The sequence below is a fragment of the Streptomyces sp. NBC_00557 genome (assembly GCF_036345995.1).
Classification (GTDB): Bacteria; Actinomycetota; Actinomycetes; order Streptomycetales; family Streptomycetaceae; genus Streptomyces.
Window position 1 is genome coordinate 8,371,604 of record NZ_CP107796.1, and the last position, 24,680, is coordinate 8,396,283.

Here is a 24,680-nt window from a genome sequence, read left to right on the forward strand (position 1 = left end):
TCATGAACGGCACTTCCCCCGTCGTGAACGACGTGATGACCCGCAGGGTCGTCGCCCTGCGGGCGGGGGCGGCGTTCAAGGACATCGTGCGGACCATGCGGGAGTGGCACGTCAGCGCCCTTCCAGTCCTGGACGACGGCGGACGTGTCGTCGGCGTGGTCTCCGAGGCCGACCTGCTGCCCAAGGAAGCGTACAGCGAGGGCGGTCCGGGCCCATACGGACAGGAGCGGGGTCTCGCCGGCGTTCCCAAGGCGGATGCAGCCACCGCTGGAGACCTGATGACCACTCCCGTCATCACGGTGGCGCCCGACACCACACTTGCCCGCGCTGCGCGCATCATGGCGCGCACCGGCGTCAAACGGCTGCCGGTCGTCGACCGCGCCGGGTTCCTGAAGGGCATTGTCAGCCGGTCCGACCTGCTCAAGATCTTCATGCGGGCCGACACGGACATCGCCGAGGACGTCCGGCGCGAGGTCGTCGCCCGCCTCTTCGGCGCACACGCGGAACAGGTCCGGGTTCACGTCGACGACGGTGTGGTCACACTCACCGGCCGGATCCTCCGGACGGCCCTGATCCCGCTCGCCGTCCACCTCGCACGGGCCGTGCCCGGTGTGGTGGACGTGCGCTGTGAGCTGCTCGGTCCGCCTTGCCGCCCAGACATCGGCACTTACCGTCCGGACGCGCAAAGGCCGGCCCCCGCCTGACGAAGAGGGTCCCGGACGACGGTTTCAGGCGACAGGCGGCGCGACCGATGACGCGGACACCTCCCGCCAACGTGCCCCGCACATGGCTGTGGCGCTGGCGGCGCAACCCGGTCAGGCGGCACAGCGATGTCGTCGAGGCCTGGATCGTGTTGGTCAGCTGGGTGCTCGCCCTTCTTGGCGGACTCCTCGCGGGGGCGGTGTCGGCACAGGTGACTGACTCGGCGCTGGCCGCCCGGCGTGCTCAACTGCACGCGGTATCCGCCGTGCTCACCGACCGCGCTGCCCAGACACCGCCCGGCGGCGCGGGCGGCGACGCGGGCAGGGTGTGGGCCACCGTGCAGTGGACGAGCACGGACGGCTCGGTGCACACAGGCCTGGCGAAGATCTTCCCGGGTGCCCCTGCAGGAAGCAGGCTCACCGTGTGGGCCGACCGCACCGGCCGGATCGTCTCCGCGCCGGCCACCCGGACGGAGGCTACGGCACAGGCAGTCCTGACCGGTGCGCTTGTCGCTCCGCTGGCCGGGGCGACGGTCTGGGCAGGAGGCCGGCTGATGCGTGGTCGGCTTCTGCGGCGGCGCCTGGCCGAATGGGGCGAGGAATGGAGGCAGGTCGGTCCCGAGTGGCGCAACCTGAGCGGGGGCAAGGGCTGAGCGCCTTCGCCGCATCCGCGCACAACGGCCGTCCCGGCTTCGTCTCAGCCGACGGTCATGCCGCGTCGGCAGCGGTGAGACGGCAGTCCACGCCCACGACACCCTCCACGCCCCGGACCAGACGCACAGCCAGCGGAATCCGAGCCGGGTCCGCGACACGTCCCGTGAGGGTCGCGACTCCGTCGGCGACCATGATGTGTACGGGCTCGACCGGGGCCGGGAAGAGGACGTCGACGATGTCACGGCGGATCTCGTCGGCGAGATCGTTGTCCGGGCGAAGGAAGACCTTCAGCAGGTCGCCGCGGCTGACCACCCCTTCGAGGACGCCCTCGGAGCTCACCACGGGCAGTCGTTTGACGTGCCGCAGAGCCATGATGCGGGCCGCCTCGGCGAGTGTCGCGTCCGCGCGGACGGTGACGGCCGGCGTGCTCATCAGCTCCTCGGCGCAGACCGCCCCGGCCTTGGCGAGGTCGGGCAGTCGGCGCAGCTGGGTGAACCTGTCCGGATCGCTGTCCCGGAACTCCTCCTTGGGCAGCAGATCGGCCTCGGAGACCACCCCGATCACCCGGCCGTCGCCCTCCAGCACCGGAAGGGCGCTGACCTGCCACTGTTCCATGCGCTCGACGATGTCCTTGAACAGCGCCTTGCGGCCCACCGCGACGGCGGCGCGTGTCATCACGTCGCCCACCCGGTGCGGGCTGCTGTCCATGCTCTCCTCCTCGAATTCCATGGCACGGCCGGTCGCCGGGCGGTCACGTCAGGCCTCCGCTGCCGTACGGGGCGTAGAGGTCGAGCAGCCGGACACGCGAGGCGTGCAGCCGCTGAGCGACCACGCGTCCCACCCACACCGCTACGGCCCGACCGAACTCGGCGTCGGCGGCGCACATCTTGCGCACCGCCTCGGCATCGAACTCCCAGGCCCGTACCGGGCTCATCGCCTCGGCCCCGAGGTGCCAGATGTGCGGCGGGAAGTGCCAGGACCAGCCCACCAGCTCGCCGTGTCCGAGCGTCTCGATGACGGCGGGGTGCCGTCCGGGGACGTGCAGGTCGAGGGCGACAGTGCCGGTGCGCACGATCCAGAAGCGGTCGGCCCGATGGCCTTCCTCGAACAGGCGGGCCCCGGCAGGGAAGGAGACCTCATGGGCGAGGCTCATCAGCCGTTCGCGGTGCACGGGCTCAAGAGCCGTGGTCATGGTGGTGGCGGAGGTCATCGCACCGGCTCCCTTCATAAGCTGCTGATCCCAGCGTGCGCTCGCTTGCGTACGCGCGCCACGGGCCGCCCGGACCTGGCTCGGGTCCTTTCGGCCCATGCCCTGGATCAGCTGCTCCCGCACGCTGGTCATGGCGAGGCTGGACGGCAAGGGCCACCCGCTTCTCGCGTCCGGATCGCGCGGTGCACGGCTGCCGGCCGTTTCGCCGCCGGCAGCAGCGGAGCGATGGATTCTGACGGCCGTTGATCAGGGGCCCCGACATATTCACACCATCTGGCATCGGGCACACCTTGAAGACCGGCTCACAACGCTTCTGGAGTACCCGGTCCAAATGAAGGGAGCATCCGCGTCTTTTGGTCACCTGGGCCCCACCCCGGTTTCTCGGCCTTCTAAGATGGCGTTGCGCGACTGTCCCGCCTTCCGACGATCGCAAACCGGCTGCTGCAGGCCTTCCTGATCGCCTGGCACGAGACCACCAGCGGCCCACTGTCTTTCGCCACGTACTCGCTGCTGCGCCATGAACTCTGGTCCTCTCCACCGCGCGACATGAGGCCGATCGGGTGACGATGGACATGTACTGACGTGACCACGCTGCTCCGAGAAGGAAGAAGGAGGCAGGTGCCATGACATCTCCTTCCGAAACCCCCGGACCTCTTCCCCAACGCGGTTCCGAGCCGCAAGAGGGCCCCCTGACCGAAGGCATGGCTGCACTGGCGAACCTGGGCTGGCAGTTCCTGCTCACCATGGGCCTCGCCACCATCGCGCTGGGCGTCGTCGCACTGGTATGGCCCGGTGCGACGCTTCGCGTCGTCGGCGTGCTCTTCGGCGTCTACCTGCTTGCCACCGGTGTCTTCCAACTCGCCGCGGCCTTCGGCACCCACGTCCCCCGGCATCTTCGCGTACTGCACTTCATCACCGGCGCGGCCTCCATCCTGCTGGGACTGATCTGCTTCAAGGGCACCCTCGAGTCGATCTTTCTGCTCGCTCTGTGGATCGGCTTCAGCTGGCTCATGCGGGGCACCCTGGAGACGGTTGCCGCGGCCTCCGACCAGACCATGCCGGGGCGCGGCTGGCACGTGGCCTTCGGCATCATCGGCACTATGGCCGGCATCGTGATGATCACCATGCCGTTCGCATCCATCGCGACGCTCACACTGGTGGTGGGCGTCATGGCCATGGTCCTGGGCCTGACCGAGGTGGTTCGCGCCGTCAGGACACGCGTCGAGATCGGCCATCTCGCTCCCGGCACGGCCGCCCAGCGGCGCCCTCTGTTCCACGCACGTGCGCACCCGCAGCACTGATCGGCCGGTGGGGCGTTCTCGGGTATCGGCCCATCAGGGCCGTACTCACGTACCGCCCGAATCAGAGAAGTGGAGAAGTCGTCCACGATGTGACCACCACGGCGGCGGTATCGGAGCTGTGCGGATCAGGGACCGAGCGCGCTGGTCCTCCGTGCTCCGGCTGCTGGCTCAAGGACCACTCAAAGAAGATCGACGTGGTCAGTGCCCCGGCGACGTAGACCAGAAGCATGGAGAAACGGCGCAGTCCCACCTGGAACTCGGTCTCCAGCTGGTGTCCGCTCAGGCCGGCGGCGATATTCCCGAACTCGGCCTCGGCGCCGGTGGCGACCACGACACGAAAGCGCGATGATCACGGCGTCGCTGCGCTCCCCCATGAAGTACGGCACGAGCGCTGCGGCCAGCAGCAGGCCCGGAAGCGGGGACCGCAGCTGATGCCACAGCACCAGCCACGCCCGGGCTCGGTGGGAGCGGACGGCGTTCGGGTCCCAGCTCTTCAGCCGTCGTGCTGCCTCCTCCGACGACAGGCCGTCTTCCGGCACCTGCAGATCACGGAGCACCTGCGCGGTCGGCAGGGCGGCCGCCGAGACGGCACGCCCCCCCGGCCGTCGGCCTCGCCCCGACAGCGGTCACCATCAGCGCCCACCGTCCGGGCGTGTGCCCTTCCGCACAGGGAAACGCACATAGCTGGATGAACGTCCGGCAGTGCTGAACCGACGGGAGGACGGGCGCGGGCACGGATCATCTGGCAGCAGCCTCACGATCCCACCCTCCACCCTTCGCCGGCACACCCTCATGGGCCTTCTGGCCCTGTCTCCGGGACCTGCTGGCCACCGTGCGGCGTGTTCCGGTCAGTCGGTGTGGCGATGAGACCGCCCGACGAGTGAGGCACCCCGCTGGACGACGGCCCATCCCGGCGGTCGCCATCCGGTGGGCGCGACGCCCGGCCGATGGCGGGGGACCCATACCCGCAGCGTCCGGGGACTGATCCGGCACCGCACGGGAGTCCGCAGGGTGATGGATTCGCCGTCCAGCCCGACGGGGACGACCGGGGCGTCGGCGTGGATGACGACGTCGTCGGGTGTCGCCATCCGGGTCAGTCCGTGCGTCTGCCCGCTTCGCAGCCTGGCGGCCGTTTCGGCGGGCGTCTCCGCCCTGGCGGCCAGTACTCCCAGGAGCCCGGAGTCGAGCTGCGCACGCCTGTCGAGCCCGGCCGGGTCGTCGATCTGGTAGGGGTTGTTGCTCACCAGCACGGCATCCGGCCGTTCCACAGTGAGCAGCCCTGCGCGTACCACCAGCTCCGGACCCTGATGGCGGGCCAGGAATTCCGGGAGGATCCGTACCATTGTGCCGATCTTGTCCTCCCGGTAGGCCGGGTCCTGCACCAGGGCGGCGTACGCTCCGAACGACACGTTGTTGACGAATGCCCGCTCGCCTGCGTACCCCAGATCCACGCGCAGCTCGACGCCGTCAGTCAGGGCCTCCAGCGCGGCCGAAGGGTCGTCACGGTCCAGGCCGAGATCCATCGCGAAGTGATTGCGGGTACCCGCCGGAACGACCAAGAAAGGCAGGTCCCTCTCAGCGGCCACTTCGGCGACAAGTGCCTGGGTGCCGTCTCCGCCGGCCACTCCCAGCAGATCCGCACCGTCATCCACCGCGCGTCGGGCGACGGCCGCCACGTCCTGCGGCAGGGAATCATCGATCAGAAAAACCTGAGCCCCGAACGCCCGGGCCCGTTCCGCGACCCGGAATCGGCCCGCTTTCCCTCCGCCCGAACGCGGATTCACGATCAGGTAGGGCCGCTGCGCGCCGGTCGCAGGTGGCGACGCGTTCTCGGTCACGGCACATGCCCGGAAGCCGCATACGTCAACCCGGCGCACATCACTGGCGACAGCAGGACTGCCACGATCACGCCCTCAGCCGGCAGGGCCGTCCCCCACCGGGCCGACGCTCCGGCGATCACACCTGCGGCCACCACAACCATGACACTCCTTCGACAGGTGTGGCCTACGGCACCAGCTTGCCGCTCAGCCTGAGCACCCGCACCTGGGGTCGTATGTGGTCGACAGGCCATCGCCTTGAGGTTCATCAGGCCCTGGCACTCAGGCGGCACTGACTCCCAGGGGGTGTCCGGTTGGTTGCATTGGTGCACAACCCTGTCATGTGGCCGTCGGCCGATATCCGGGTGCGCTGGGAGGAGTGCCTTCGGTGCCCGGCGCAGCGACGTCATAAGGCTCAAATGACGCTTACGCCTGTGGCTTGGGGCCCTGGGTGACCTCGTACTCGACCCGTTCGCCCTCCTCCAGGCTGCTGTAGCCGGTTGCCAGAATCTCGGAGTAGTGGACGAAGAGATCAGGTCCGCTGTCCTGCTCGATGAAGCCCGAAACCCTTCTCGGCGTTGAACCACTTGACGGTGCCCTGTGCCACGCCTTGCTCCTGCTGTGTCATACCGTGTCGGCGGCGCCATTGTCGTCTCACGCCTTTGTCAGGCGAGCGGCCGACGCGCCTGCTCTTCAGGACGGTTGCTCGGGGTCGTTCGTGAGCACGACGGACCGGATGACAGAGAACGGCAGGACTCCCGGCCAGCCCAGCAGCCGCACTCCAGCGGCCCCAGAGCCTGCCCGAACGTGCACTCCGGGGACCGCCGTCTCACACCAATTCTGACTGTCGTACGTCACGGCTCATCATCGTTGTGGCCAGGGAAGGGGGCTGCAGTGACACTCCGTGCTTCGCCCGGAGGAGTGGGCCCCGGGCGTCGTGGCCGAGGGCGGACGGGGCTGAGAAGCGCGTGTGCGCCGACGGCCGCCGACTATGGCGGTGTCGTGGGGGAGCGTGTGCTGAGGTCTCCGCCCGTACCGCCACCGGAGACGTTCGTTGTTCCTGGTGAGACGATGCGCCCGACTGAGCCGTGGCGGCGCCCAGGCACTGAGCGCCGACGGCGATGCCGTCGTCGCGGGACTCGACCAGGTCGTCGGAGTAGAGGACGAACACACTTCCTTCCACCGCGACGCGTCGGGTGGCATGGGGGAGGTGGTGGGCAGGACGTCGCAGACGTCGCAGGAGCGGGGGGACGAACTTCCGGTACGTACCGGGCACGCGGCGCGGGTAGGTCGCGAGAGGGTCGCCGAGCGGCGCTACCGCGTCGCGGCTCGACTCGCTGGGGTTCGCCGCGGCCCCGGTCCTGTTCTCCCGGAGTCCCGGGAGAGCGGTGGCACCGGGTCGGAGTTCCGCCGCAGAAGGGGTGCCTGTCGCGGTCCTCGCAGGACGGTTCGACGCTGGTGACAGGGCTCCTTGGAGCCGCGACGAGCAGGCGGTGGGAACGATGGAGCTGTCGCTGGTACGCGTTGCAGAAAAGCCCTGGGGTGATCTGCAGGCCGGGCACTGCCGGGACTCAGCGACATATTTGCGGCCTGCCTGACCACCGCACTCGGGGAGCATTCGACGCAAACACCGGTGTGGCCATCACATGGCGGCCAGAGGTCCGGGTCAGAGAGGATAGCCCGTCAGACCGAAACCAGAGGTTCCCTGCAGTCCGCGATCGTCCGTTTGCCGACAGCCGTATACGGGGCCCTGAGCAGGCACGGGCTCCGGGGGACGACGGCCATCCAGACGGCACCGACTCCCGGCGGGTCTCGAGGCCGGTGGGACAGAACAGAGGCCAGTGGGACAGAACAGTGGACGGACAGACGCCGGTGATGCCACCTAAACAAAACCAGCCAGAACCGTCGGCGCAGCGTCTGCGTCTGGGCGTGGAGCTCGAGCTGATCGCCGACCAGCTCAGGACCCTGGCCCGCGCACAGGACCGGTTGCACGAGCTGTATGAAGCGGTCCTCGGCCGAGATGTGGATTTGGCCGTGGTGCTGCAGTTGATCGTGGACACTGCGATGGAGCTGGTCAATGCCCGCTACGGCGCGCTCGGCGTGCTCGATGAGAACGGTGAATGTCTCGACCGGTTCATCCCCGTGGGCCTGACGGAACAGGAGCGGGCCGACCTGGCGGGGGTCGAGTTCCCGCACGGTCGCGGCCTGTTGGGCCGCTTGATCACCCACCCGGAACCGCTGCGGGTCACCGACATCTCCGCCCATCCCGCCTCGGCAGGCTTCCCGCCCGGCCACCCGCCGATGCGCACGCTGCTCGGTGCCGCGATCAGCACCCGCGGCAAGGTCTACGGGGATCTCTACGTAGCCGATCGCCGCGACGGACGGCCGTTCGACGCCCACGACGAAGCGCTCATCATCGCACTCGCCGGCGCCGCCAGTCTGGCCATCGACGACACCCGCCTCTATGAACAGATCCGCCTTGATGCCGAACAATTCCAACAACTTCTTCTGCCGTGCTTGCCCGACCTGTGGCCGTTCGCCGCCGCCGCTGCCTACCGCCCCGCCACCACACCCGGCCACCTCGGCGGAGACTGGTACGACGCGCTCCTCGTCCCTGACCGGGCCTGCGCAGCTGTCATTGGTGACGTAGTCGGCCATGACCTTCATGCCGCTGCCGCCATGGCCCAGATCCGCAACATGCTGCGCGCGCTGCTCTACGACCAGCGCACTTCTCCCAGCGTCGTACGGCATTGACCTCTACCTCCGGATTCAAAACTACCGTTACTGAGATTCCGGAGTGATGTCGCGCGAATGCATGGGATCTGACCAGCTGTTTTTCTAACCGTTCGGCGATATAACGCAAAGATCGTCAGTAACTCCGCTCTGAGCGTCACGTTAGCTTTCCATCATGCGTTCGGGTGACGCACCATCGTGGACGGATGCGCGGGCGAAGGCTGCCATGTCCGGCAAAGCTGGCTGGTAGCCGTGTGAGGTGTCCACGATCAGGGTGGGGACGTCCAAGGAGATCGGGACGAAGGAGTCGAGAGAGTGTCCTCCGGCAGCGATGGAGTCGAGCAGGTCTTGGTCGCCGTGGGCGGCCCGGTGGGCGTCTTCCTTGGCGCGCTGGATAATGCGGTCGTGAGCAATGTCGGCGTCGGTGGTGCAGCGGATGACGCGGAGATGTGCGAGGCCGGTGAGCGGCTCGAGGTTCGGCCGCCACAGCCGGTCCTGGAAAGCCGCTTCAGCGACCACCGTGACACCGGCCTTCAGGAGCACCTTCAGTACTCCGAAGAAGGCGTCCAGGGTCGGATAGTTGAGGGGATCGTCGCCGCCGCTCTGGTAGCCAGGATGGGACATGACCATGCCCTGTTTGATCTCGTCGCGGATGATCGCGGGGCATCCGAGGACACGGGCGAGCTCGTGGGCGAGCGTGGTCTTCCCTGTGCCGGGGCCGCCGCTCACGACGACCAGGGTCGGTGTGCTCATCGCGTCTTGGTCTCGTAAGTCGTCACAGCGGCCAGTATGTCGCCCACGAACCCGCTCCCGGAGCCTGTTTCCCGGGACCGACGCGCACTCACGCACGATGGATTGTGATTGACCGGCCCTGTCAGCCTTGGCGGCGTACCCGGTCCACGATCGCCGAGCAGAGCCGCGGGTCGGTGAAGGTCTGCTTCCACTCCGAGAACGGAGCGTTCGACGCGATGGCGATCGCCCGTCGTTCCTCGCGCTCGGTGAAGACCTGGAACAGCAGCTTCGCGCCGGTCTTGTCCAGGTCGAGATATCCGAACTCGTCCAGACAGAGCAGGTCAACGTGCCAGGAGGTCTCCTGGTGGCGCAGGACGCCGTCGCTGTCGGTGTAGGGGGAGTGGGCGAGCAGGATGCGCTCCTCGTGCACGAGGTGACGGAAGTGTCCGACAGGGAACCGCCGCGCCGACGTGTGCCCGGGCCCGCCAGGCCGCCGAGGCCGAGGAGCGCCGCCGCGCGGCGGCAGCCCGTGCCCGGCGCCCGTCCGGCCCGGCGCCCGAGCGGGGCCCGGCCGATGACCGCGCCCCCGCTCCGGCTCGGCAGCCCCCGGCCCCGGCTGCGGATGGTCAGCCTCACGCTCACCCTGGTCCTGATCGCCTTCACCGTACGGCTGCTGCAGGTGCAGGGCGTCGACGCGACGGGGGCATGGCACGGACCACATCACGGTCCGCGATAATCGACGGTTACCGCGTTGCTGCGGCCAGGGCCGCGCGGACGGCGTCCTCGCCGACCGGCTGGCCCTTCTCGTTCGAGTACGGCCCGTACGGTGTTCCCCACACCGGCGTGCCCGTCGCCTGCCGCCAGCTGTCGGCCAGCGTTCCCGCGTCTACGACGCTGTAGCCGATGGAGTCGATGAATTCGGTCACCGCTGCCTTCGCCGGTGCGGAGTCTCCGGCGATCGGCAGGTAGGAGCGGTCGGCCGCCCCTGCCGGGCGGGCGAGTGACAGCAGGTGCTTGAAGCACCCACCAGTGGCCCACGGGCGTCCTCCTCGCCCCGGAGCGCCGACACGCCCTGCTCGCCTGGGCGCGGCGCCGCAACACGTATGTCATCGAGCACGCCTATGACGCCGAGTTTCGCTACGACCGGGAACCGGTCGGTGCTCTCCATGGCCTCGCGGCCGACCGGGTGGTCTCGATCGGCACCGTCAGCAAGTCCCTGGCTCCCGCCCTGCGCATCGGCTGGCTGCTGAGCCCCCGGCGCTCGTGGCGTCGCTCACCGAGGCGAAGCGGATCGCGGACCGGGGCACGGCCATCCTCGACCAGCTGGCCCTGGCCCGGCTGATCGAATCAGGCCGCTACGACCGCCACCTGCGCCGTATGCGCGCTCTGTACGCGGCCCGCTGCCGGACGCTGCGCGCTGACCTTGCCGAGCATGCCCCGCAGGTACGCTTCACCGGCCTCGCAGCCGGGTTCCGCGCCGTGGTACACCTCCCGGACGAGACGGACGAATCGTCGGTGATCGCCGAGGCGCGCGCCCGTCGCGTCGGCTTGTACGGGATGAGCGCGTGCCGTGCCTCAGGGAGTCCTGAACCGCCCCAACTCGTGCTGGGCCTCGGCGACGTGCCCGAGCGGGTGATCTCGGAGGGAATCGCGGTGGTAGGTGACCTGCTCGGTAACGGCCAAAGACCGGCGAATGAGGCGAGCATCTGACCGCCTTTCAACCCACCACGAAGAAGTGCGGTCGGCCCAGCCCGAGTCGGCCGGGGCGAGGTTGCAGGACTGGCCGGTGGTGTCGGTCTCGGTCAGCACGCCGGCCGTCCGGGCCGTCCTCACCGACGGCCTGGGTGATGCGGTCGGCGGACGCCGCCGTGCTTCCAGATGGTTGTGCGGTCGGCCAATCACCCACGACGGTAGTTCTTTTCAGGCCAAACCCATACGCATGCGGCGGGACTTGAATGTTCCCAGCCCGGCGCATCGAGCAGGCCGGTGCGGCGCCGTCGGGCACCGCACCGGCCGTCGTCATGACGGAGCACCGCGGGCAGACCGGGTGCCGGATCAGACCAGCTCGATGGCGCCGTTGGCCTGCGCTTCGGGCAGCGCCCTGTAGCAGTACGCGGCCCGGGCGGCCGAGACGAGCGGTGCGCCGAGCGAGCGGGACAGCAGGGCGCAGTGGCAGGCCGCCAGAACCTCGGCGCCGGTGATCCGGTGGTCGGCGCAGCGGGCGAAGAGCTGGCCGGCCGAGACCAGTTCGGCGTGGTTCAGATCGGCGATCTCCACGCTGTCGAGTCCATGGAACCTGCCGGCTGGGGAACTGGTGCCGGGCCGGTGCTCCTGGTCGCAGTTCTCGTCCCAGCAGGTGTGCATGCCGCAGGCGACGGTGAAGGCCACCGCCGGGGTGACGAGCCGCAGCGCCCCCTGTCGTACCGACTCGCGCAGGCGTGCTGCCCTGGGCGTGTGGGCCGTTGAGATGCGGTACAGCGCGAAGGGGTCGGCCACGGCGGTGCCGCCGCTGTGGAGCAGGGGGTCGTGGACGGCCGCGGTGGCGTCCTGCGGACGGGGTGTTCCGGTTTTCAAGGGGCCTTCCCGTGGGCTTGGGCGTGTTGGGCAAGAGAGGGACGCGCGGCGGGGGTGTGCCGCGTCAGCCCGGGTTCGCGATGAGCTGCGGGCTGTCCTGCGGCGCGCCGACGCTGCGTCCGACGAAGTGGGCCGTCTCCTCGTGGTTGGTGGAGCGGACGAGGTCGGCGAAGCCGTGCTTGAACAGCAGGCGCCGGCGGTGCTCGCCGGGCAGCTGGGCGTCGAGGGTCTGCCGCGCGCGGGCGGAGCGGCACAGTGCGGGCACGTCGAGCCGGTAGGTGCGGTCGACAGCCCAGTGGGTCTCGCGGTCCACTGTGATCAGGCGGGCGTCGGGCAGGCCGCGGCGCTCGGGGTCGGGCAACGGGCGGGTGTCGAGGTCGTAGCGGATCACCTCGTGCAGGACCCAGCGCCACTGCAGGGGCGCGGTGGGCTCGACGACGGTGTGCCACCACTGCTCGACGAGGGCGGCGAATTCGCTCGTGGAGAAGCAGTACTCCAGGGCGGGGGCCAGGGAGTCGGGGTCGGCGGTGGAGTTGCCGGCCGCCGTACGCAGCAGGTCGGCACCGGGGTGGTCGTACTGCCCCTCGATGAAGTCGGCGAGGGAGCGGATGACGGTCGACTGGCTCCAGCCGAGCACGGAGTCGAACACGGGCCACACGTTTCGCAGCACGAGATTCTCCGCGAGCAGCCGGGCCCAGAACAGGAACCGCTGCATCTGGAGGTTCTGCTCCAGGGAGATGCCGCGGGCGGCCAGGACGTACTCGAAGTCGTCGTGCCGGCCCCGCACAGTGACGAATCCGTGCACCTCGCGGCGCTCGGAGAAGTCGGTGTTGGGCAGGAGCAGCAGCGGATAGGCGGCGATGCGGGAGACGTGTTTGGCGAGTGCGTCGTAGCCGCGCAGGAAGGATTCGGGGGTGTCGCCGGGGACACCCCAGATGAGTTCGGCGTAGCAGTCGAGGCCTTCGTCGGCGAGCCATTCCGCGAGTTCCTGCCACTGGTTGATCTTCATGTTGCGCCGGTTCATCTGCTCCAGCACGTCGCCGTCGAGGCTCTGCAGCGCGAGGGTGAAGGAGCTGCGCAGGCCCTCCTGTCGCATCCGGCGGACGATGTCGCGGAAGACCTTGGACTTGTTCTTCGCCCAGGAGGTCTCCAGGGCTCTGGGGTAGCCGTACCGGGCGCGGACGTCGATGAAGTCCTCGACGAAGTCTGCGTCCTGCCGGAGCAGGCCGAAGTTGGCGTCACACAGGACGACGGTGTCGGCCTTGGCCCTGGCGAGCGCTTCCAGTTCGGCGCGCAGCCGTGCGCGGGAGAAGGAGCGGACCTTCTGGCCCACTGCGCCGCCCCAGTAGCAGAACGAGCAGTGGTAGGGGCAGCCGCGGTTGGTCTCCATCAGGGCGACGTCGTAGCGGAACGCGCCGTCGTCGTCGAGCAGCGGGATGGCGCCGGTCAGGATCGGTGACGGTATCCGGTCCAGGTCGTCGAGGCGGGGCTGCTCCTCGGTGGTGACGACGGTGCCGTCCTCGCCGCGGAAGGAGATGCCGCGCACCGCTGCGAACGGAGTGCCGTCCAGGACGGCCGTGAGCAGAGCGGAGAAGGTGATCTCGCCCTCGCCGTTGACGACGACGTCGACGGCGGTGTCGCGGGGCAGCACCCGCTCGGCCTGATGGGCCACGTGGTTGCCGCCGAAGACGACGACGGCTTCGGGGTTGACCTGCTTGACGGTTTCGGCGACGGCCGCGAACTGGCGGGCGTTCCAGCCGAGGACGGAGAAGCCGATCACGTCGGGGACCCCGTCCTGGAGGACTTCGATGGCCATCTCCAGAGGGGTCAGGTTGCCGCGGAAGTTGAGGATGCGGACCTCGCAGCGCTCGGCGAGGTCGGGGTCGGCCCGCACGACGGCGGCGAGGTAGCCGGCAGCGAGCGGCATCGACTCCTTGGCCATGTGCCAGACGCCCTGCTGGACGAGGGTGACCTTGAGTGCCTTATCCATGAGCACGCAACGTTTCGTAACGTCCCGATCCGGTCGGGAGGGGGGCGGACGTGGGGGGTTGAGGGGTGGCCGCGCGCTAGGAGGCGAGGTCGGGGATGCCGGGGCCGATCATGCGGACCTCCTCCGTGGTGCTGCTGCGCTGCGCGAGCCAGGTGCGGACGGGATCGGCGTTGGCGACCGCGTGGGTGCCGGACAGGAGGTCCAGGTGACCGCCGCTGGCGGGCTGGACGCCCACCTCTCCGGCGCACAGCGGACGCCACCCGTTGATCCAGGCGGGATCGCCGTCGCCGGCGGTCAGCAACAGCAGGTCGCAGCGGAGCGTGCCGCGCAGGGGCGCCTCGGCGTACCAGCGCGCGTAGCGGGCGACGGTGTCGGCGACGCGGTCCTTGCCGGTCTGGTGGACGTGCGCCGCCAGCCGCGGGTCCCCGAGGACTTCCTTGACCATCTGCGCCACGTCCTCGTCGGTGGCCGGGGTGCGATCCGACGGGGGCGCCGAGTCGAGCAGGACCACGCCGTCGACGGCTTCGCCGCGGTCCTGCAGGGCCAGGGCGGTGGCGGCGGCCAGGACGCCCCCCGCGGAGTAGCCGACGAGGAAGCGGGGACCGCGGGCGCAGGTGGCGGTGATCAGGTCGGCGGCGGTGGCGGCCGGGTCGGCCGTGGCGGGGAAGTCGAAGCCGTAGGTGCGAAAGCCGAGGTGCTGGGCGAAGCCGGCCACCGTCCAGGCGTAGCCCGAGATGGGCGGGAAGCAGTAGACGGCCGCGCCGTTGCCGTCCGCCAGCAGCTTCAGCGGGCTGTCGGCCGCGGGCCGCTGGTCGATGAGCCGGGCCAGGGCGGCTGCCGTCTGGGCGCGGTAGACGTCGATGATGGACACGTCGCGGCGCAGGACCTCGCGGACGCGGATGGCCAGCAGCGCGGCACCGAGGCTGTGGCCGCCCGCGACGAAGAAGTTCTCGTCGAGGGAGACGGTGTCGTCGGCCAGCACCTCGCGCCACAGCGGCAGCAGCGCGCGCTCGGTGTCGGTGCGCGGTGGGCGGGCGGCTGCCCTGCGGACCTGTTCGGGTGCGGGCAGGGCGTTGCGGTCGATCTTGCCGTTGGGGGTGCGGGGCCAGCCGTCCATGACGACGACGTCGGCGGGCACGGCCGCGGCGGGCAGGAACCTGCCGAGGGCGGCACGCAGGCTGAGGGTGTCGGGCTGCTCGCCGGGCTCGGGGATGACATAGCCGCACAGCCGCAGCTCGTCGGTGCCGGGTACGGGGCGGACGACGGCGGCGGCCTCGCGCACGCCGGGCAGCGCGCGCAGGCGCTGCTCGACCTCGCCGAGTTCGATGCGCTGGCCCAGGAGCTTCACCTGGGTGTCGGCCCGGCCGACGACGACGAGGTCGCCGTTGGGCAGGCGGCGGGCCAGGTCTCCGGTGCGGTAGAGGCGTTCGCCGGGCAGGGAGGGGGAGGCGGTGGTGAACTTCTCCGCGGTCAGGGCGGGATCGCCGAGGTAGCCCTTGGCCAGTCCGGCGCCGGCCAGGCACAGTTCGCCGACGACACCGGCCGGTTGTTCGGTCAGCCGGCTGTCGAGGACGTAGGCGCGGACGTTGGGGATGGGCCGGCCGATGGGCACCGGTGAGGGGCCGCCGCCGGCCGACGACGGATCGATGAGGGTGGCGCAGGCGATGTCGGTGGCCTCGGTGGGTCCGTAGATGTTGAGCAGGGCGGCCCGGCAGGCACCCGACTCCAGCCAGGGCCGCAACCGGATCAGGTCGGGGGTCTCGCCGCCGAGTGCGAGGTGGCGCAGCGAGTGCAGGGCGCGGAAGCCGTCGGCGGCGGCGAGGTCGAGCAGCGGATAGACCGCGGAGGGGACACCGGGGTTGAGGACGGTGATCTCCTCGCGGGCGATGAGGTCCAGCAGGATCCGGGGGTCGTAGGCGGCGTCGGGGGCGAGGACGACGCGGGCGCCGGAGATCAGGGGCGCCAGGTAGTTCTTCACGGAGGCGTCGAAGCCGCAGGTGATGACCTGGAGCACGCGCGAGTCGGGGCCCATGGCGCAGGCCTGCCGGTACCACCACAGCAGGTTGACCAGGGAGCGCATGCCGACCTCGACGCTCTTGGGGACGCCGGTGGAGCCGGAGGTCTGGATGACGTACGCGGTGGCGTCGGGGTGGTGCCGGTCGCCGGCCGGGGTGGCGGGCCGGCTGTCGAGGGCACGCCGGTCGTACTGGCGTTTGCTTGAGGTGGGGGCGGCGGTGCGTGGTGCCGTTTGGTCGACGTGCAGCAGGACGTCGTAGGCGTAGGTGGTCAGTTCCTCGTCGTGGAAGGCCATCGGCGTGACCTCGACGCGGGCGAGTTCGGGGAAGTGCCGGGGCAGGTCCTCGAAGAAGGCGGCCGGGATGAACAGGGCGTCGGCGGCGGACAGCGGGCGGCCGCCGTGCTCGGGCCGGTGCCGGGCGGCCACGGTGGCGAGGAATTCCTCGCGGCGTGCGGCGTCCCAGACATGCCCGAGATAGACGGCACCGCGGTCGCCGACCCGGCCGATGGCCTCGCCGAGCACGGTGCGCAGGTAGTTCAGGCCGCCGAAGCTCTGTACGACGCTGTTGAAGACGACGACGTCGAAGGGGCCGGCGGAGTCGGTGGGCAGTTCGTCGAGGTTGAGGGCGCCCAGCTCATGCAGGGAGACGTTGTCCAAGCCGAGCTCCCGCCGGGCGCGGTGGGCCCAGCGCAGCACGCCGGCCGAGGGGTCGATGCCGACGTACCGGCCCACGCGGGGGGCGAGTTCCTTGAGCGTGGTGCCGGTGCCGCAGCCGATCTCCAGCAGGGTGGCGTCCGCGGACAGGTAGGCGGAGATGTTGTCGGCGGTGGCGCGCACATACCGGTCGAGGGTCGCGTCGCTGATGCGGTCGCCGGTGTAGGGGCTGCGCCAGCCGTTGGCGGAGACGGGGTCGTCGGAGTTGTCGGCGACATAGTTCCACAGCTCCAGGCTCATCCGCGGGCCGGCGGGCTCCAGTTCGGCCAGGACGTCCAGGGAGTCGAGGCACAGGCCGCTGATGGTGGCGGGGCTGTTCCAGAACACGTTGTTGAAGGACGCGGTCAGGGAGCGTTCGGAAATCAGCACGCGGGGCGTGGTGTCCTGGACGAGGGCGTGCAGCCGGGCGTCGGGCAGTTCGGGATTGAGCGGGACGTAGGCGCCGCCGGCCTTGAGCACGGCGAGCAGGGCGACGACCAGCCGGTAGGAGCGGCGCAGCAGGACGGCGACGTGGACGCCGGGGCCGACGCCGTGATCGGCGAGGAATCCGGCGAGGCGGTCGACGTCGGCGGCCAGTTCGGCGTAGGTGCGGCGGGTGGCGCCGTCGACGACGGCCACCGCGTCGGGGGTGGCAGTGGCCTGCTCGGTGAACAGGTCGCCGACCGTGCGGTCGTGGGGGAAGGGGCGGGCGGTGGCGTTCGCGTCGCGGGCGGCGACGGCGGCCTCGTCGTCGCCCTCCCACAGGGCGGCGTCGGACAGTTTCACGCGGGGACCTCCATCGTGACGGCTCGGGCCAGCCGCTCCAGTGCGGCCAGGTAGCGGTCGACCGTGGCGGGCCGGAACAGCCGGCCGTCGTACTCGAATGCGACCCGGAACTCGTCGGCGGTGTCGTAGACGTACAGCGTCAGGTCGAACTTGGCGGTGTCCAGGGGGACGTCGACCAGCCGCGACTGGTCGAGGAACAGTCCGTCGGCCTTGCCGTCGCTGCTGTCGCCGGGCGGTGGGCCGGCCGGCGCGGGGCCGAAGACGTCGGCGAAGTTCTGGTAGGCGAACATGACGTTGGCCAGCGGCTGGGTGCCCGCCGTGCGCCGGGGGTTGAGGTCCTTGACGACCACGTCGATGGGGCAGTCCTGCTGTTCCAGCGCGGCGGTGAGGGCCGCGGACGCCTGGTCGGCGAATGCGTCGAAGTCCATGTCAGGACGCGGGAAGAGACGGATGGGCAGCACGTTGACGAAGAAGCCGACGAGGTGTTCCAGGTCGGGGTGAATCCGGGCGGCGCTGCCCATGCCGATGCAGATGTCCTGCAGCGACGTCAGCCGGTGCAGCAGCCAGCCGAACAGGGCGAGGAAAACGGCGGCGGGGGTGCGCTCGGAGCGGGCGGCGAGTGCGCGCAGCCGGGCGGACAGCTCCTTGTCCAGGACGCCGGCGCGGGTGCCGCCCCGGAAGGCCTCGTCGGTGTCCAGGTGGCCGTCGGCCGGCAGGGGCAGGTGTGGGGCGACCCCGCCGAGCCGCGCGCGCCAGGCCGGGGCCCGGGCGGCGATGTCGCGGGACCGGTCCCACACGGCGAAGTCGCGGTAGCGCACCGGGAGTTCGGGCAGCTCGGCGGGCTGTCCGCGGCGGGCCGCCCGATAGGCCTCGTTCAGCTCGCGGGAGAGCACGACGATGGACCAGCCGTCGCAGACGATGTGGTGCGCGGTGAGCACGAGCCAGCACCGCCGCGGTGCCAGCCGGACGACGACGACGCGGGCGAGGGGCGCCGCGGCGAGGTCGAACGGCGTGGCCGCCTCCGCTCTGACGATCTCCTCGGCGGCCTGGACGGGATCGGGGGCGTCGCTGACGTCGACGGTGCGCAGCGGAAGGGCGATGCGGTCGTGCACGATCTGGCGGGGCTCGCCGTCGCGCACGGTGAAGCAGGTACGCAGGCTGTCGTGCCGGCCGGCGACCATGGCGAGCGCCTCCTGAAGCGCCGCACGGTCCAGGTCGCCCTGGTCCATCACTACGGGCACGTTGTACGCGAGGGAGCCGCCGAGCTGGTGGAGGGTCCACAGACGCTGCTGTGCGTACGACAGCGGGTAGTCCTCGGCATCCTGGGCGCGCGGCAGATGGGCCCCGGGTCCGGTGCCGACGCTGGGTGCGAGGTCCGCGAGGGCGCGGGCCAGGGCACGGGGCGTGGGGTGGTCGTGGACGGTGCGCAGGGGCACGGTGACGCCCCAGCGGGCGGCGATGCGGTTGGTCAGCCGCATGGCCTTCAGGCTGTGCCCGCCCACGGCGAAGAAGTCCTCATCGGGGTCGAGGCCGGGGCGGCCGAGGACGGCGCCGAAAAGGGCGGCCAGCTCGGCCTCGTCCACGGCGCCCGGGGCGGTGCGAGCGTCGGGGTCGCAGGGCGGGGCTTCTGCGGCGCCGGCCGCCGCGCGGGCCTGCTCGGCGAGGGCGGCGCGGTCGACCTTGCCGTTGGGGGTGTGCGGCAGCGCGGTGCGGCGCAGGAAACGGGACGGCACCATCCACGGCGGCAGGTGGGAGCGGGCGTGGCGGCGCAGGGCCTCCTCGTCCACGCCGCCGGCGGCCGTGTAGAAGGCGACGAGGTCGCGGTCGCCGAATCCGTCGGGCACCGCTACGACGGCGGCCTCGGTGACGCCCGGGCAGGAGACCAGCACGTTGCCGATCTCCCCCGGCTCCACGCGGTGACCGCGCACCTTCACCTGGTCGTCGACGCGGCCCAGGAACTCCAGCTGCCCGGTCTCCGACAGGCGGCCCAGATCGCCGGTGCGGTACAGCCGGGGGCCGGCCGGGCCGTCGGTGACGAACCGGGCCCCGCCCTCCTGCTCGGGGTGGAGGTAGCCACGGGCCAGGCCGGTGCCGCCGATGCAGATCTCGCCGGACCGGCCCGGCGGCAGGACGCGCAGCTGGTCGTCCCTGACGTCGACGGCGACGCCCGGCAGCGGAGTCCCGAGGCCGAGCGTGGTGCCGTCCAAGGGGGTGTCGCGGTCGACGCGCAGGCAGGTGGCGTCGACGGTGGTCTCGGTGGGCCCGTACATGCTCCACACGGTCAGCGAACCGCCGGCGGGCCCGTCCAGCAGCCGCCGTACCACGGCGCTGGGCACGGCCTGGCCGCCGGTGACGATGTGCCGCAGGGCCGAGGGGGCGCCACGGCCGAGGCCGGCGTCGACGAGAGCCGCCAGAAAGGGGGCGACGACGTTGATCAGACCCACGCGGTGGCGGCGGACGAGCTCCAGGAAGCGGTGCGGATCGCGCCGGTCGTGCTCGTCGAGGACGACCAGCGTTCCGCCGTTGACGAGGCAGGACAGGGTCTGCTGCAGGGCGGCGTCGAAGACGAAGGGCGCCGACAGGGCCTCGACGGTGCGCCCGCCCAGGGGCGCGTACAACAGGGGCTGCAGGCCGGTGACGAGCCCGGCCAGGCTGCCGTGCTCGATCAGGACGCCCTTGGGGGTGCCGGTGGAGCCGGACGTGTACAGCAGCGCGGCGAGGTCGCCGGGCCCGGGGTCGGGCTCGACGCCGGGGCCCGGGAGGTCGGGCTGGTCCGGGGCGAGCACGGTCGGCTCGCCCGCCCCGCCGTCGCCGAGCCCGGGGACCGCGCGGCGCCCTGCCTCGTCGGCGACGACGAGACGGCAGCCGCTGTCGGCGAGCAGGAGCCGGAGGCGTTCGGGCGGGTACTCAGTGGTCAGCGGCAGGAAAGCGGCCCCGGCCGACAGCACGCCGAGCAGGCTGGAGACCGTCCACTCCGAGCGTGCGGTGAGCACCGCGACGGGCTCCTCGGGGCGTGCGCCCGCGCGGCGCAGCGCGCGGGCGAGCCGGTCGGCGCGGGCGTGCAGTTCGGCGTGCGTGACGCGGTGGGTGCGTCCGTCGCGCTCACAGAGCACGGCCGGTGCGTCGGGCGTGCGGCGGGCCTGCGCGCGGGCGAGCGCGAGGCACGTGCGCGCTACGGCATCGGACGGGACGGGGTCGGTGGCGGGTGCGGTGCCGGCGGAGGTGTTCATGCGGTCTTCCGGGTGACGAACGTGTCCTTCACGACGTAGCCGTCCAGGCCGTGCTGCTCGCCGTAGGCGATGAGGTCGCTGGTGCGGTTGATGAAGCCGCGGCCGGAGAAGTTGAGGGAGGTGTTGCACAGCACGCTGTAGCCGGTCAGCTCGCCGAACGCGGTGAGCAGCCGCGCGATCCGGGGGTTCTGCTCGGGCGTGACGGTCTGCACGCGGGCGCTGCCGTCGACGTGCGTGACCGCCTGGAGCGCATCGGTGCGCACGTCGCTGAAGTAGAGCATGTGCGGGTCGGGCACCCCGCCGGAGAACCAGCGGTGGGCCTCGCTCTCCAGGCAGATCGGCGCGATGGGACGGTAGCTCTCACGCTGCTTGACGGCGTTGAGCCTCGTGTGGGTCCCCTTGCTGAAGGGCGCGGCGAGGATGGACCGGTTGCCCAGGGCGCGCGGGCCCATCTCGTAGCGGCCCTGGGCCCAGCCGATGATGTTGCCCTGCTCCAGGAACCGGGCGACCTCGGCGTAGTCGAGGGGACGGAGGTCGTAGCGAGCCGGGTCGAAGGCGGCGTCCTCGACGAACTCCTCTCCCGCGTACACGTCCCAGCTGACGCGGGCGGACCCGGTGTAGTGCAGCTGGGCGTCGATGGCGGTGCCGAGGGCGGAGCCACTGTCGTTGGGGCACGGCGGCACGAAGACATGGGAGAACAGCCCGCAGTCGGCCCAGCGCCGGTTCCATTCGCAGTTCAGTCCGCACCCGCCGGAAATGAGCAGCGGCAGCCCCTCGGTCAAATGCTCGGCGGCGTAGTCGTGGAAGCGGGCGAAGATGGCATCGGACAGCTTCGCCGCAAGGTTCTTGTACTCCTGCGTCTGCACGCCGATGTTGTGGTACGGGGACCAGGCCACCTCGCTCTTGGGCAGGTTGAGCAGGATGCCCTCCTGGTCCAGGAGGTACTCGATGAGTTTCTTCTCCTCCGGCAGCACGGCGCCGCGTTCGGCGAACCCGGTCAGCGCCATCTGCTTGCCGGCGTCCTGGAAGCGGAAGTGCCCGGGCAGGTCGGGGAACTTGGGGTCGGCGAGTGCGAAGAGGTAGGCGTACTTGTTGCCCGGATCCGTCAGGACGTGCTTGAGGTGGGTGACGTGCCCGGACTCGTCGATGCGGTAGAAGGAGCCGATGTTGCCCTCCCACACCAGGCAGTAGCAGGGCCCGCCGTCCTGCCAGGGATCCAGGCCGTAGGCGGTCATGATGTGGGAGCGCTCGTGCGTGGAGGAGAAGATACGTGTCGGCCGCCCGAGGAAGGTGCCGGGCTCGTCGGACACCGAGCCGGGCCCGACACCGAAGTAGCCCGTGCGCGAGGGCGGTTCGACGGAGTGCCAGCCCTTGACCCAGCCGCCGACGGCCACCGCGTCCGGGTGGCGGTCCAGCCGCTCGGCGGCGCGCAGCAGCAGGTCGGCGGTGAGCCGGTCGTAGCGGGGATAGGAGTCCTTCTCGGCCTCCAGCGAGAACAGCAGCTCGCCGTCCTCCAGCGCGACGACCGCGCCGTCATGACCTTCCTTGAACGACAGGATCAACATGGTGCGTTCAACTCCTTCAGGGCGTGCCGGGAGGGGATCGGTGGCAGGGCGGGGGGAGGGGTGTGGTGGCGGACCGGGGCGGTCAGGACGTGATCCGCAGGGCGGGGCCGCGCCCGGTCAGGTCGGGCAGCCGGTCGCCCTGCCGCTCGGCGGACGCGAACGCACGGTGCGTCTCGCCGTCGCAGTGCAGCCGCACCCAGTCCACGTCCTGCAGCGGGCCGATGCGGAACCGGGGCTCGTCGGGACGGCCGAGGTCGCGCGGTTCGACGGGGTCGAGCCGGGTGGCCTCGCCGTCGACGTACAGGTGCGGCGGAGCGCTGTCCGCTGCCGGGCCGGGGCCGCGGGCCGGCAGCGGTGCGGGCCGCACCTGCAGTTCGTGCGCGTCGCCGACGGCCAGCAGGCGCTGCGACGCCCAGGCCCGGCGGCCGAGCACCACCAGGACGCGGTAGCCGCGCACGTCGCACAGCTCGCCGGAGCCGAAGCCGCCGACCTGCGCGGTGCCGGACCCGCAGTCGAGGGCTTCCAGGATGCGCAGCGCCCCGGCGGTGAAGCGCCAGCGGCCGACGGCGCCCGGGCACGGGTCGCCGGTCCAGGCGGGCCGTCCGGCCGGGCCCGCGGCGTCGGCCCACAGATCGACCTCCGCGACGGAGCCGCGGAATCCGCGGCGCAGGTCGAACTCGCCCAGTCGGCCGGCGCCGCCCTGGTACTGGCCGACGACGAGCGTGCCACCGGTCGGCAGGCGCACGCCCGCGGCGACATTGCGGCGGGCGACCGGTTCGGTGAGCGCGGGCAGCGGCGACCCGGCCGCCTCGGCGGTCACGCGCGCCGGGCCGTCGTCCTGGTAGAGCCGGGCCTCGCCGGTGGCGGAGTCCCAGCTGACGGCGATCCGCTGCCATTGCGCGTAGTCGAGGAACCGGCCGAAGGACACCTGATGGTCCGCCAGGTCCAGGGTCAGCCCGCCGTCACGCTGCTCGCGCAGCGCCAGCACGGTGCCCCGGCCGGGTGCCGCGTAGCTGAACAGCGTGGTCTCGGCGTCGCCGCGCAGCGGGCACACGTCCAGCACGAGTGTGAAGGCGCGGGAGGGGAAGGCGGTGAGATGCTCCGCCATCACCCACTGCCGCGGCTTGCTGGTGCGGAACGGGAGCGCGCCGACCGGGTCCAGCAGCAGCCCGTACCGACCGCGCGCCGACCGGTGCTCGACGACGGGGACCACCGCGGTGTGCGGGCGCAGCCGTACGGCGGCGGACAGGCCGGCGCCGTCACCGAGCGCGAGGTCGGCCAGTTCGGTCACGTCCGCTGATGCCCAGGTGAGCGCGCCTGGTGCCGGGCTCACGGGAACACCGCCGGGGTCTCCCACCAGCGCACCTCGGGGTCGCCCGCCCCTAGCGGCCTGACGATGCGCCACGCTTCGTAGGGGTTGGAGCTGATGTGCGGGTCGTAGCCGCGGTCGTGGCCGGCGTAGGCGTCGCGGATGCGTTGGCGCACGGCGGGCGGCAGTACGGTCTCGCCGGGGCGCAGCACCCGGCCGAAGGAGTGCCGGGGCTGGAGCAGGATGTAGGTGGACTGCGAGCCGAAGGCGTAGCGGGAGTGGGCCGGCGGATAGCACGGCGCGAAGGTGTTGACGAAGATCGGCTCGGCGCCGAAGGAGAAGCACCAGGAGACGGTCTCGATCTCGGCGTCGAGCGGGTGCTCGCCCGCCGGGTCGTGGTCGCTGAGGTGGCGCAGCACCGCGTGGGTGCTGCGGGCCAGCGACGGCACGTCGGCGCCGAACCGGCGGTCGGCCAGCTCGATGACGAAGCCGTCGAGCCGGTCGGTCCGGGCCCGGTCGAGGAAGTCGCACAGCACGGGCAGGGTCGCCGCCAGGTTCTCCTCCGCCGTCAGCGCGGGGTCGTAGGCGGGCCCTCCCCACAGCCGGGACGACGGGGCGTAGATGCAGTGGGTGCCGTTGCGGATGGGCGCGAAGCGCTCCAGGCAGGGAGCACGGTCGGGGGGTGGCTGGCTCGTGGCGGCGCCCGTAGGACGCGTCATCGAGGTCATCGGTCGTTCCTCGGTTCGGTGGGACGGGGCGGTCAGGCTCGCGCGATCCGCTCGTTCAGCCGCGTCTCGGTCGCGGCGAAGACGTCCGCAGCGATGCGGCGCAGGACAGGAGCGCAGGCGGAAGGGGCGAAGGTCTGCCCAGGGGTGCGGGCGGCGGCGAGCCGCCGCCAGTACGGCGGCAGGCCGTCCATGCGGGTGAGCATGCCGCCGTCCGGGTCGGGTGCGAGGTAACGAACCGTACGGACACCGGAGTTGAGAAGCCGGACGGTGCACATCGGGCAGCACTCCAGCGAGGTGTACATGAGGGTGCCGCGCCCCGCCTCCGGCTCGGGGAACCGGTCCTCGAACGCGTCCAGCGCCTCTGCCTCCGCGTGGGCCGCAGTGTTCCTGCGCGGCCGCAGCAGCCGGTTGCGGCCCTCGGCGACGATGCGGCCGTTGCGGACGAGGACGGCGCCGACGCCGTAGTTGCCCTCGTTCACCGACACCAGCCCCAGGACGCATGCCAGCCAGGCGTACGGGTCCTCGGGGCCGGACAGGCCCTCGGCGCCGGTGAGCCGCTCGGCCAGGGCCGCCACCTGGTCGTCCGCCGGCCGCAGGTCATCGAGCAGCGTGCGGCCGCGCTTCCATGCTTCGTCCACGG

The 24,680-nt window shown here is 71.2% G+C and carries 20 protein-coding genes and 3 pseudogenes; 6 read left to right on the top strand and 17 right to left on the bottom strand.

Annotated features, from left to right (window positions below):
- Positions 1-2 precede the first annotated feature (2 nt).
- Positions 3-704, top strand: a complete 702-nt coding sequence (locus OG956_RS37350) for a CBS domain-containing protein (protein WP_330342446.1) — start codon at positions 3-5, stop codon at positions 702-704.
- 47 nt (positions 705-751) lie between these two features.
- Positions 752-1,354, top strand: coding sequence for an Rv1733c family protein (locus OG956_RS37355; RefSeq protein ID WP_330342447.1), 603 nt, complete (start codon positions 752-754; stop codon positions 1,352-1,354).
- 55 nt (positions 1,355-1,409) lie between these two features.
- Here OG956_RS37355 and OG956_RS37360 read toward each other — a convergent pair whose 3' ends face one another.
- A complete protein-coding gene (locus OG956_RS37360; protein ID WP_330342448.1) occupies positions 1,410-2,063 on the bottom strand; it encodes a CBS domain-containing protein in 654 nt (217 codons plus the stop codon).
- Between the two features lie 43 nt (positions 2,064-2,106).
- The gene (locus OG956_RS37365) at positions 2,107-2,565 is read right to left on the bottom strand and encodes a Crp/Fnr family transcriptional regulator (RefSeq protein WP_330342449.1); all 459 of its coding nucleotides are present in this window, start codon (positions 2,563-2,565) and stop codon (positions 2,107-2,109) included.
- Between the two features lie 623 nt (positions 2,566-3,188).
- Here OG956_RS37365 and OG956_RS37370 point away from each other — a divergent pair.
- The gene (locus tag OG956_RS37370; RefSeq protein WP_330342450.1) at positions 3,189-3,866 is read left to right on the top strand and encodes an HdeD family acid-resistance protein; all 678 of its coding nucleotides are present in this window, start codon (positions 3,189-3,191) and stop codon (positions 3,864-3,866) included.
- Positions 3,867-3,927: 61 nt separating this feature from the next.
- Here OG956_RS37370 and OG956_RS37375 read toward each other — a convergent pair whose 3' ends face one another.
- The 4 genes and pseudogenes from OG956_RS37375 to OG956_RS37390 all read right to left on the bottom strand — a co-directional run bounded on the left by OG956_RS37375 (position 3,928) and on the right by OG956_RS37390 (position 6,290).
- Positions 3,928-4,197, bottom strand: coding sequence for a hypothetical protein (locus tag OG956_RS37375; RefSeq protein ID WP_330343066.1), 270 nt, complete (start codon positions 4,195-4,197; stop codon positions 3,928-3,930).
- Positions 4,198-4,309: 112 nt separating this feature from the next.
- Positions 4,310-4,423: pseudogene (locus OG956_RS37380) on the bottom strand (cation-transporting P-type ATPase); the annotation flags it as partial.
- 291 nt (positions 4,424-4,714) lie between these two features.
- Positions 4,715-5,704, bottom strand: coding sequence for a diacylglycerol/lipid kinase family protein (locus OG956_RS37385; RefSeq protein WP_330342451.1), 990 nt, complete (start codon positions 5,702-5,704; stop codon positions 4,715-4,717).
- 405 nt (positions 5,705-6,109) lie between these two features.
- A pseudogene (locus tag OG956_RS37390) lies at positions 6,110-6,290 on the bottom strand (cold-shock protein).
- A gap of 1,247 nt (positions 6,291-7,537) precedes the next feature.
- Between OG956_RS37390 and OG956_RS37395 the strand changes: the two are divergent.
- Positions 7,538-8,437 carry a PP2C family protein-serine/threonine phosphatase gene (locus OG956_RS37395; RefSeq protein ID WP_443065650.1) on the top strand — a complete coding sequence of 300 codons (900 nt, stop codon included), beginning with the start codon at positions 7,538-7,540 and terminating at the stop codon, positions 8,435-8,437.
- Positions 8,438-8,578: 141 nt separating this feature from the next.
- Here OG956_RS37395 and OG956_RS37400 read toward each other — a convergent pair whose 3' ends face one another.
- Both OG956_RS37400 and OG956_RS37405 read right to left on the bottom strand, forming a co-directional pair.
- A complete protein-coding gene (locus OG956_RS37400) occupies positions 8,579-9,169 on the bottom strand; it encodes an AAA family ATPase (protein WP_330342452.1) in 591 nt (196 codons plus the stop codon).
- Between the two features lie 136 nt (positions 9,170-9,305).
- Positions 9,306-9,578 (bottom strand): annotated as a pseudogene (locus OG956_RS37405) (ATP-binding protein); the annotation flags it as partial.
- Positions 9,579-9,722: 144 nt separating this feature from the next.
- Here OG956_RS37405 and OG956_RS37410 point away from each other — a divergent pair.
- Positions 9,723-9,884 carry a hypothetical protein gene (locus tag OG956_RS37410; RefSeq protein WP_330342453.1) on the top strand — a complete coding sequence of 54 codons (162 nt, stop codon included), beginning with the start codon at positions 9,723-9,725 and terminating at the stop codon, positions 9,882-9,884.
- 7 nt (positions 9,885-9,891) lie between these two features.
- Here the strand turns inward: OG956_RS37410 and OG956_RS37415 are convergent, their stop codons facing one another.
- On the bottom strand, positions 9,892-10,074 hold the full coding sequence (locus tag OG956_RS37415) for a hypothetical protein (protein WP_443065651.1): 183 nt from the start codon (positions 10,072-10,074) through the stop codon (positions 9,892-9,894).
- A gap of 337 nt (positions 10,075-10,411) precedes the next feature.
- Between OG956_RS37415 and OG956_RS37420 the strand changes: the two genes are divergently transcribed.
- Positions 10,412-10,858, top strand: coding sequence for a hypothetical protein (locus OG956_RS37420; RefSeq protein WP_330342454.1), 447 nt, complete (start codon positions 10,412-10,414; stop codon positions 10,856-10,858).
- A gap of 345 nt (positions 10,859-11,203) precedes the next feature.
- Here the strand turns inward: OG956_RS37420 and OG956_RS37425 are convergent, their stop codons facing one another.
- From OG956_RS37425 to OG956_RS37460, 8 genes are all read right to left on the bottom strand, one after another.
- Positions 11,204-11,722, bottom strand: a complete 519-nt coding sequence (locus OG956_RS37425; protein ID WP_330342455.1) for a hypothetical protein — start codon at positions 11,720-11,722, stop codon at positions 11,204-11,206.
- 64 nt (positions 11,723-11,786) lie between these two features.
- Positions 11,787-13,712: a KedN5 family methylcobalamin-dependent radical SAM C-methyltransferase gene (locus tag OG956_RS37430; protein ID WP_330342456.1), complete on the bottom strand. Its 1,926-nt coding sequence runs from the start codon at positions 13,710-13,712 to the stop codon at positions 11,787-11,789.
- Between the two features lie 76 nt (positions 13,713-13,788).
- Positions 13,789-17,208 (bottom strand): AMP-binding protein, encoded by a 3,420-nt coding sequence (locus tag OG956_RS37435; protein WP_330342457.1) that lies wholly within the window; start codon positions 17,206-17,208, stop codon positions 13,789-13,791.
- Complete coding sequence (locus tag OG956_RS37440) at positions 17,205-20,438, bottom strand: amino acid adenylation domain-containing protein (RefSeq protein WP_330342458.1); 3,234 nt, start codon at positions 20,436-20,438, stop codon at positions 17,205-17,207. Before OG956_RS37440 ends, OG956_RS37435 begins: the two co-directional genes overlap by 4 nt.
- Complete coding sequence (locus OG956_RS37445) at positions 20,435-22,003, bottom strand: carbamoyltransferase C-terminal domain-containing protein (RefSeq protein WP_330342459.1); 1,569 nt, start codon at positions 22,001-22,003, stop codon at positions 20,435-20,437. Before OG956_RS37445 ends, OG956_RS37440 begins: the two co-directional genes overlap by 4 nt.
- Positions 22,004-22,085: 82 nt before the next feature.
- Positions 22,086-23,336 (bottom strand): hypothetical protein, encoded by a 1,251-nt coding sequence (locus tag OG956_RS37450; protein WP_330342460.1) that lies wholly within the window; start codon positions 23,334-23,336, stop codon positions 22,086-22,088.
- Entirely contained in the window at positions 23,333-24,040 is a 708-nt protein-coding gene (locus OG956_RS37455) for a YqcI/YcgG family protein (RefSeq protein WP_330342461.1), read from the bottom strand. Before OG956_RS37455 ends, OG956_RS37450 begins: the two co-directional genes overlap by 4 nt.
- A 32-nt stretch (positions 24,041-24,072) precedes the next feature.
- Positions 24,073-24,678 (bottom strand): deaminase, encoded by a 606-nt coding sequence (locus tag OG956_RS37460; protein WP_330342462.1) that lies wholly within the window; start codon positions 24,676-24,678, stop codon positions 24,073-24,075.
- Positions 24,679-24,680: the final 2 nt, after the last annotated feature.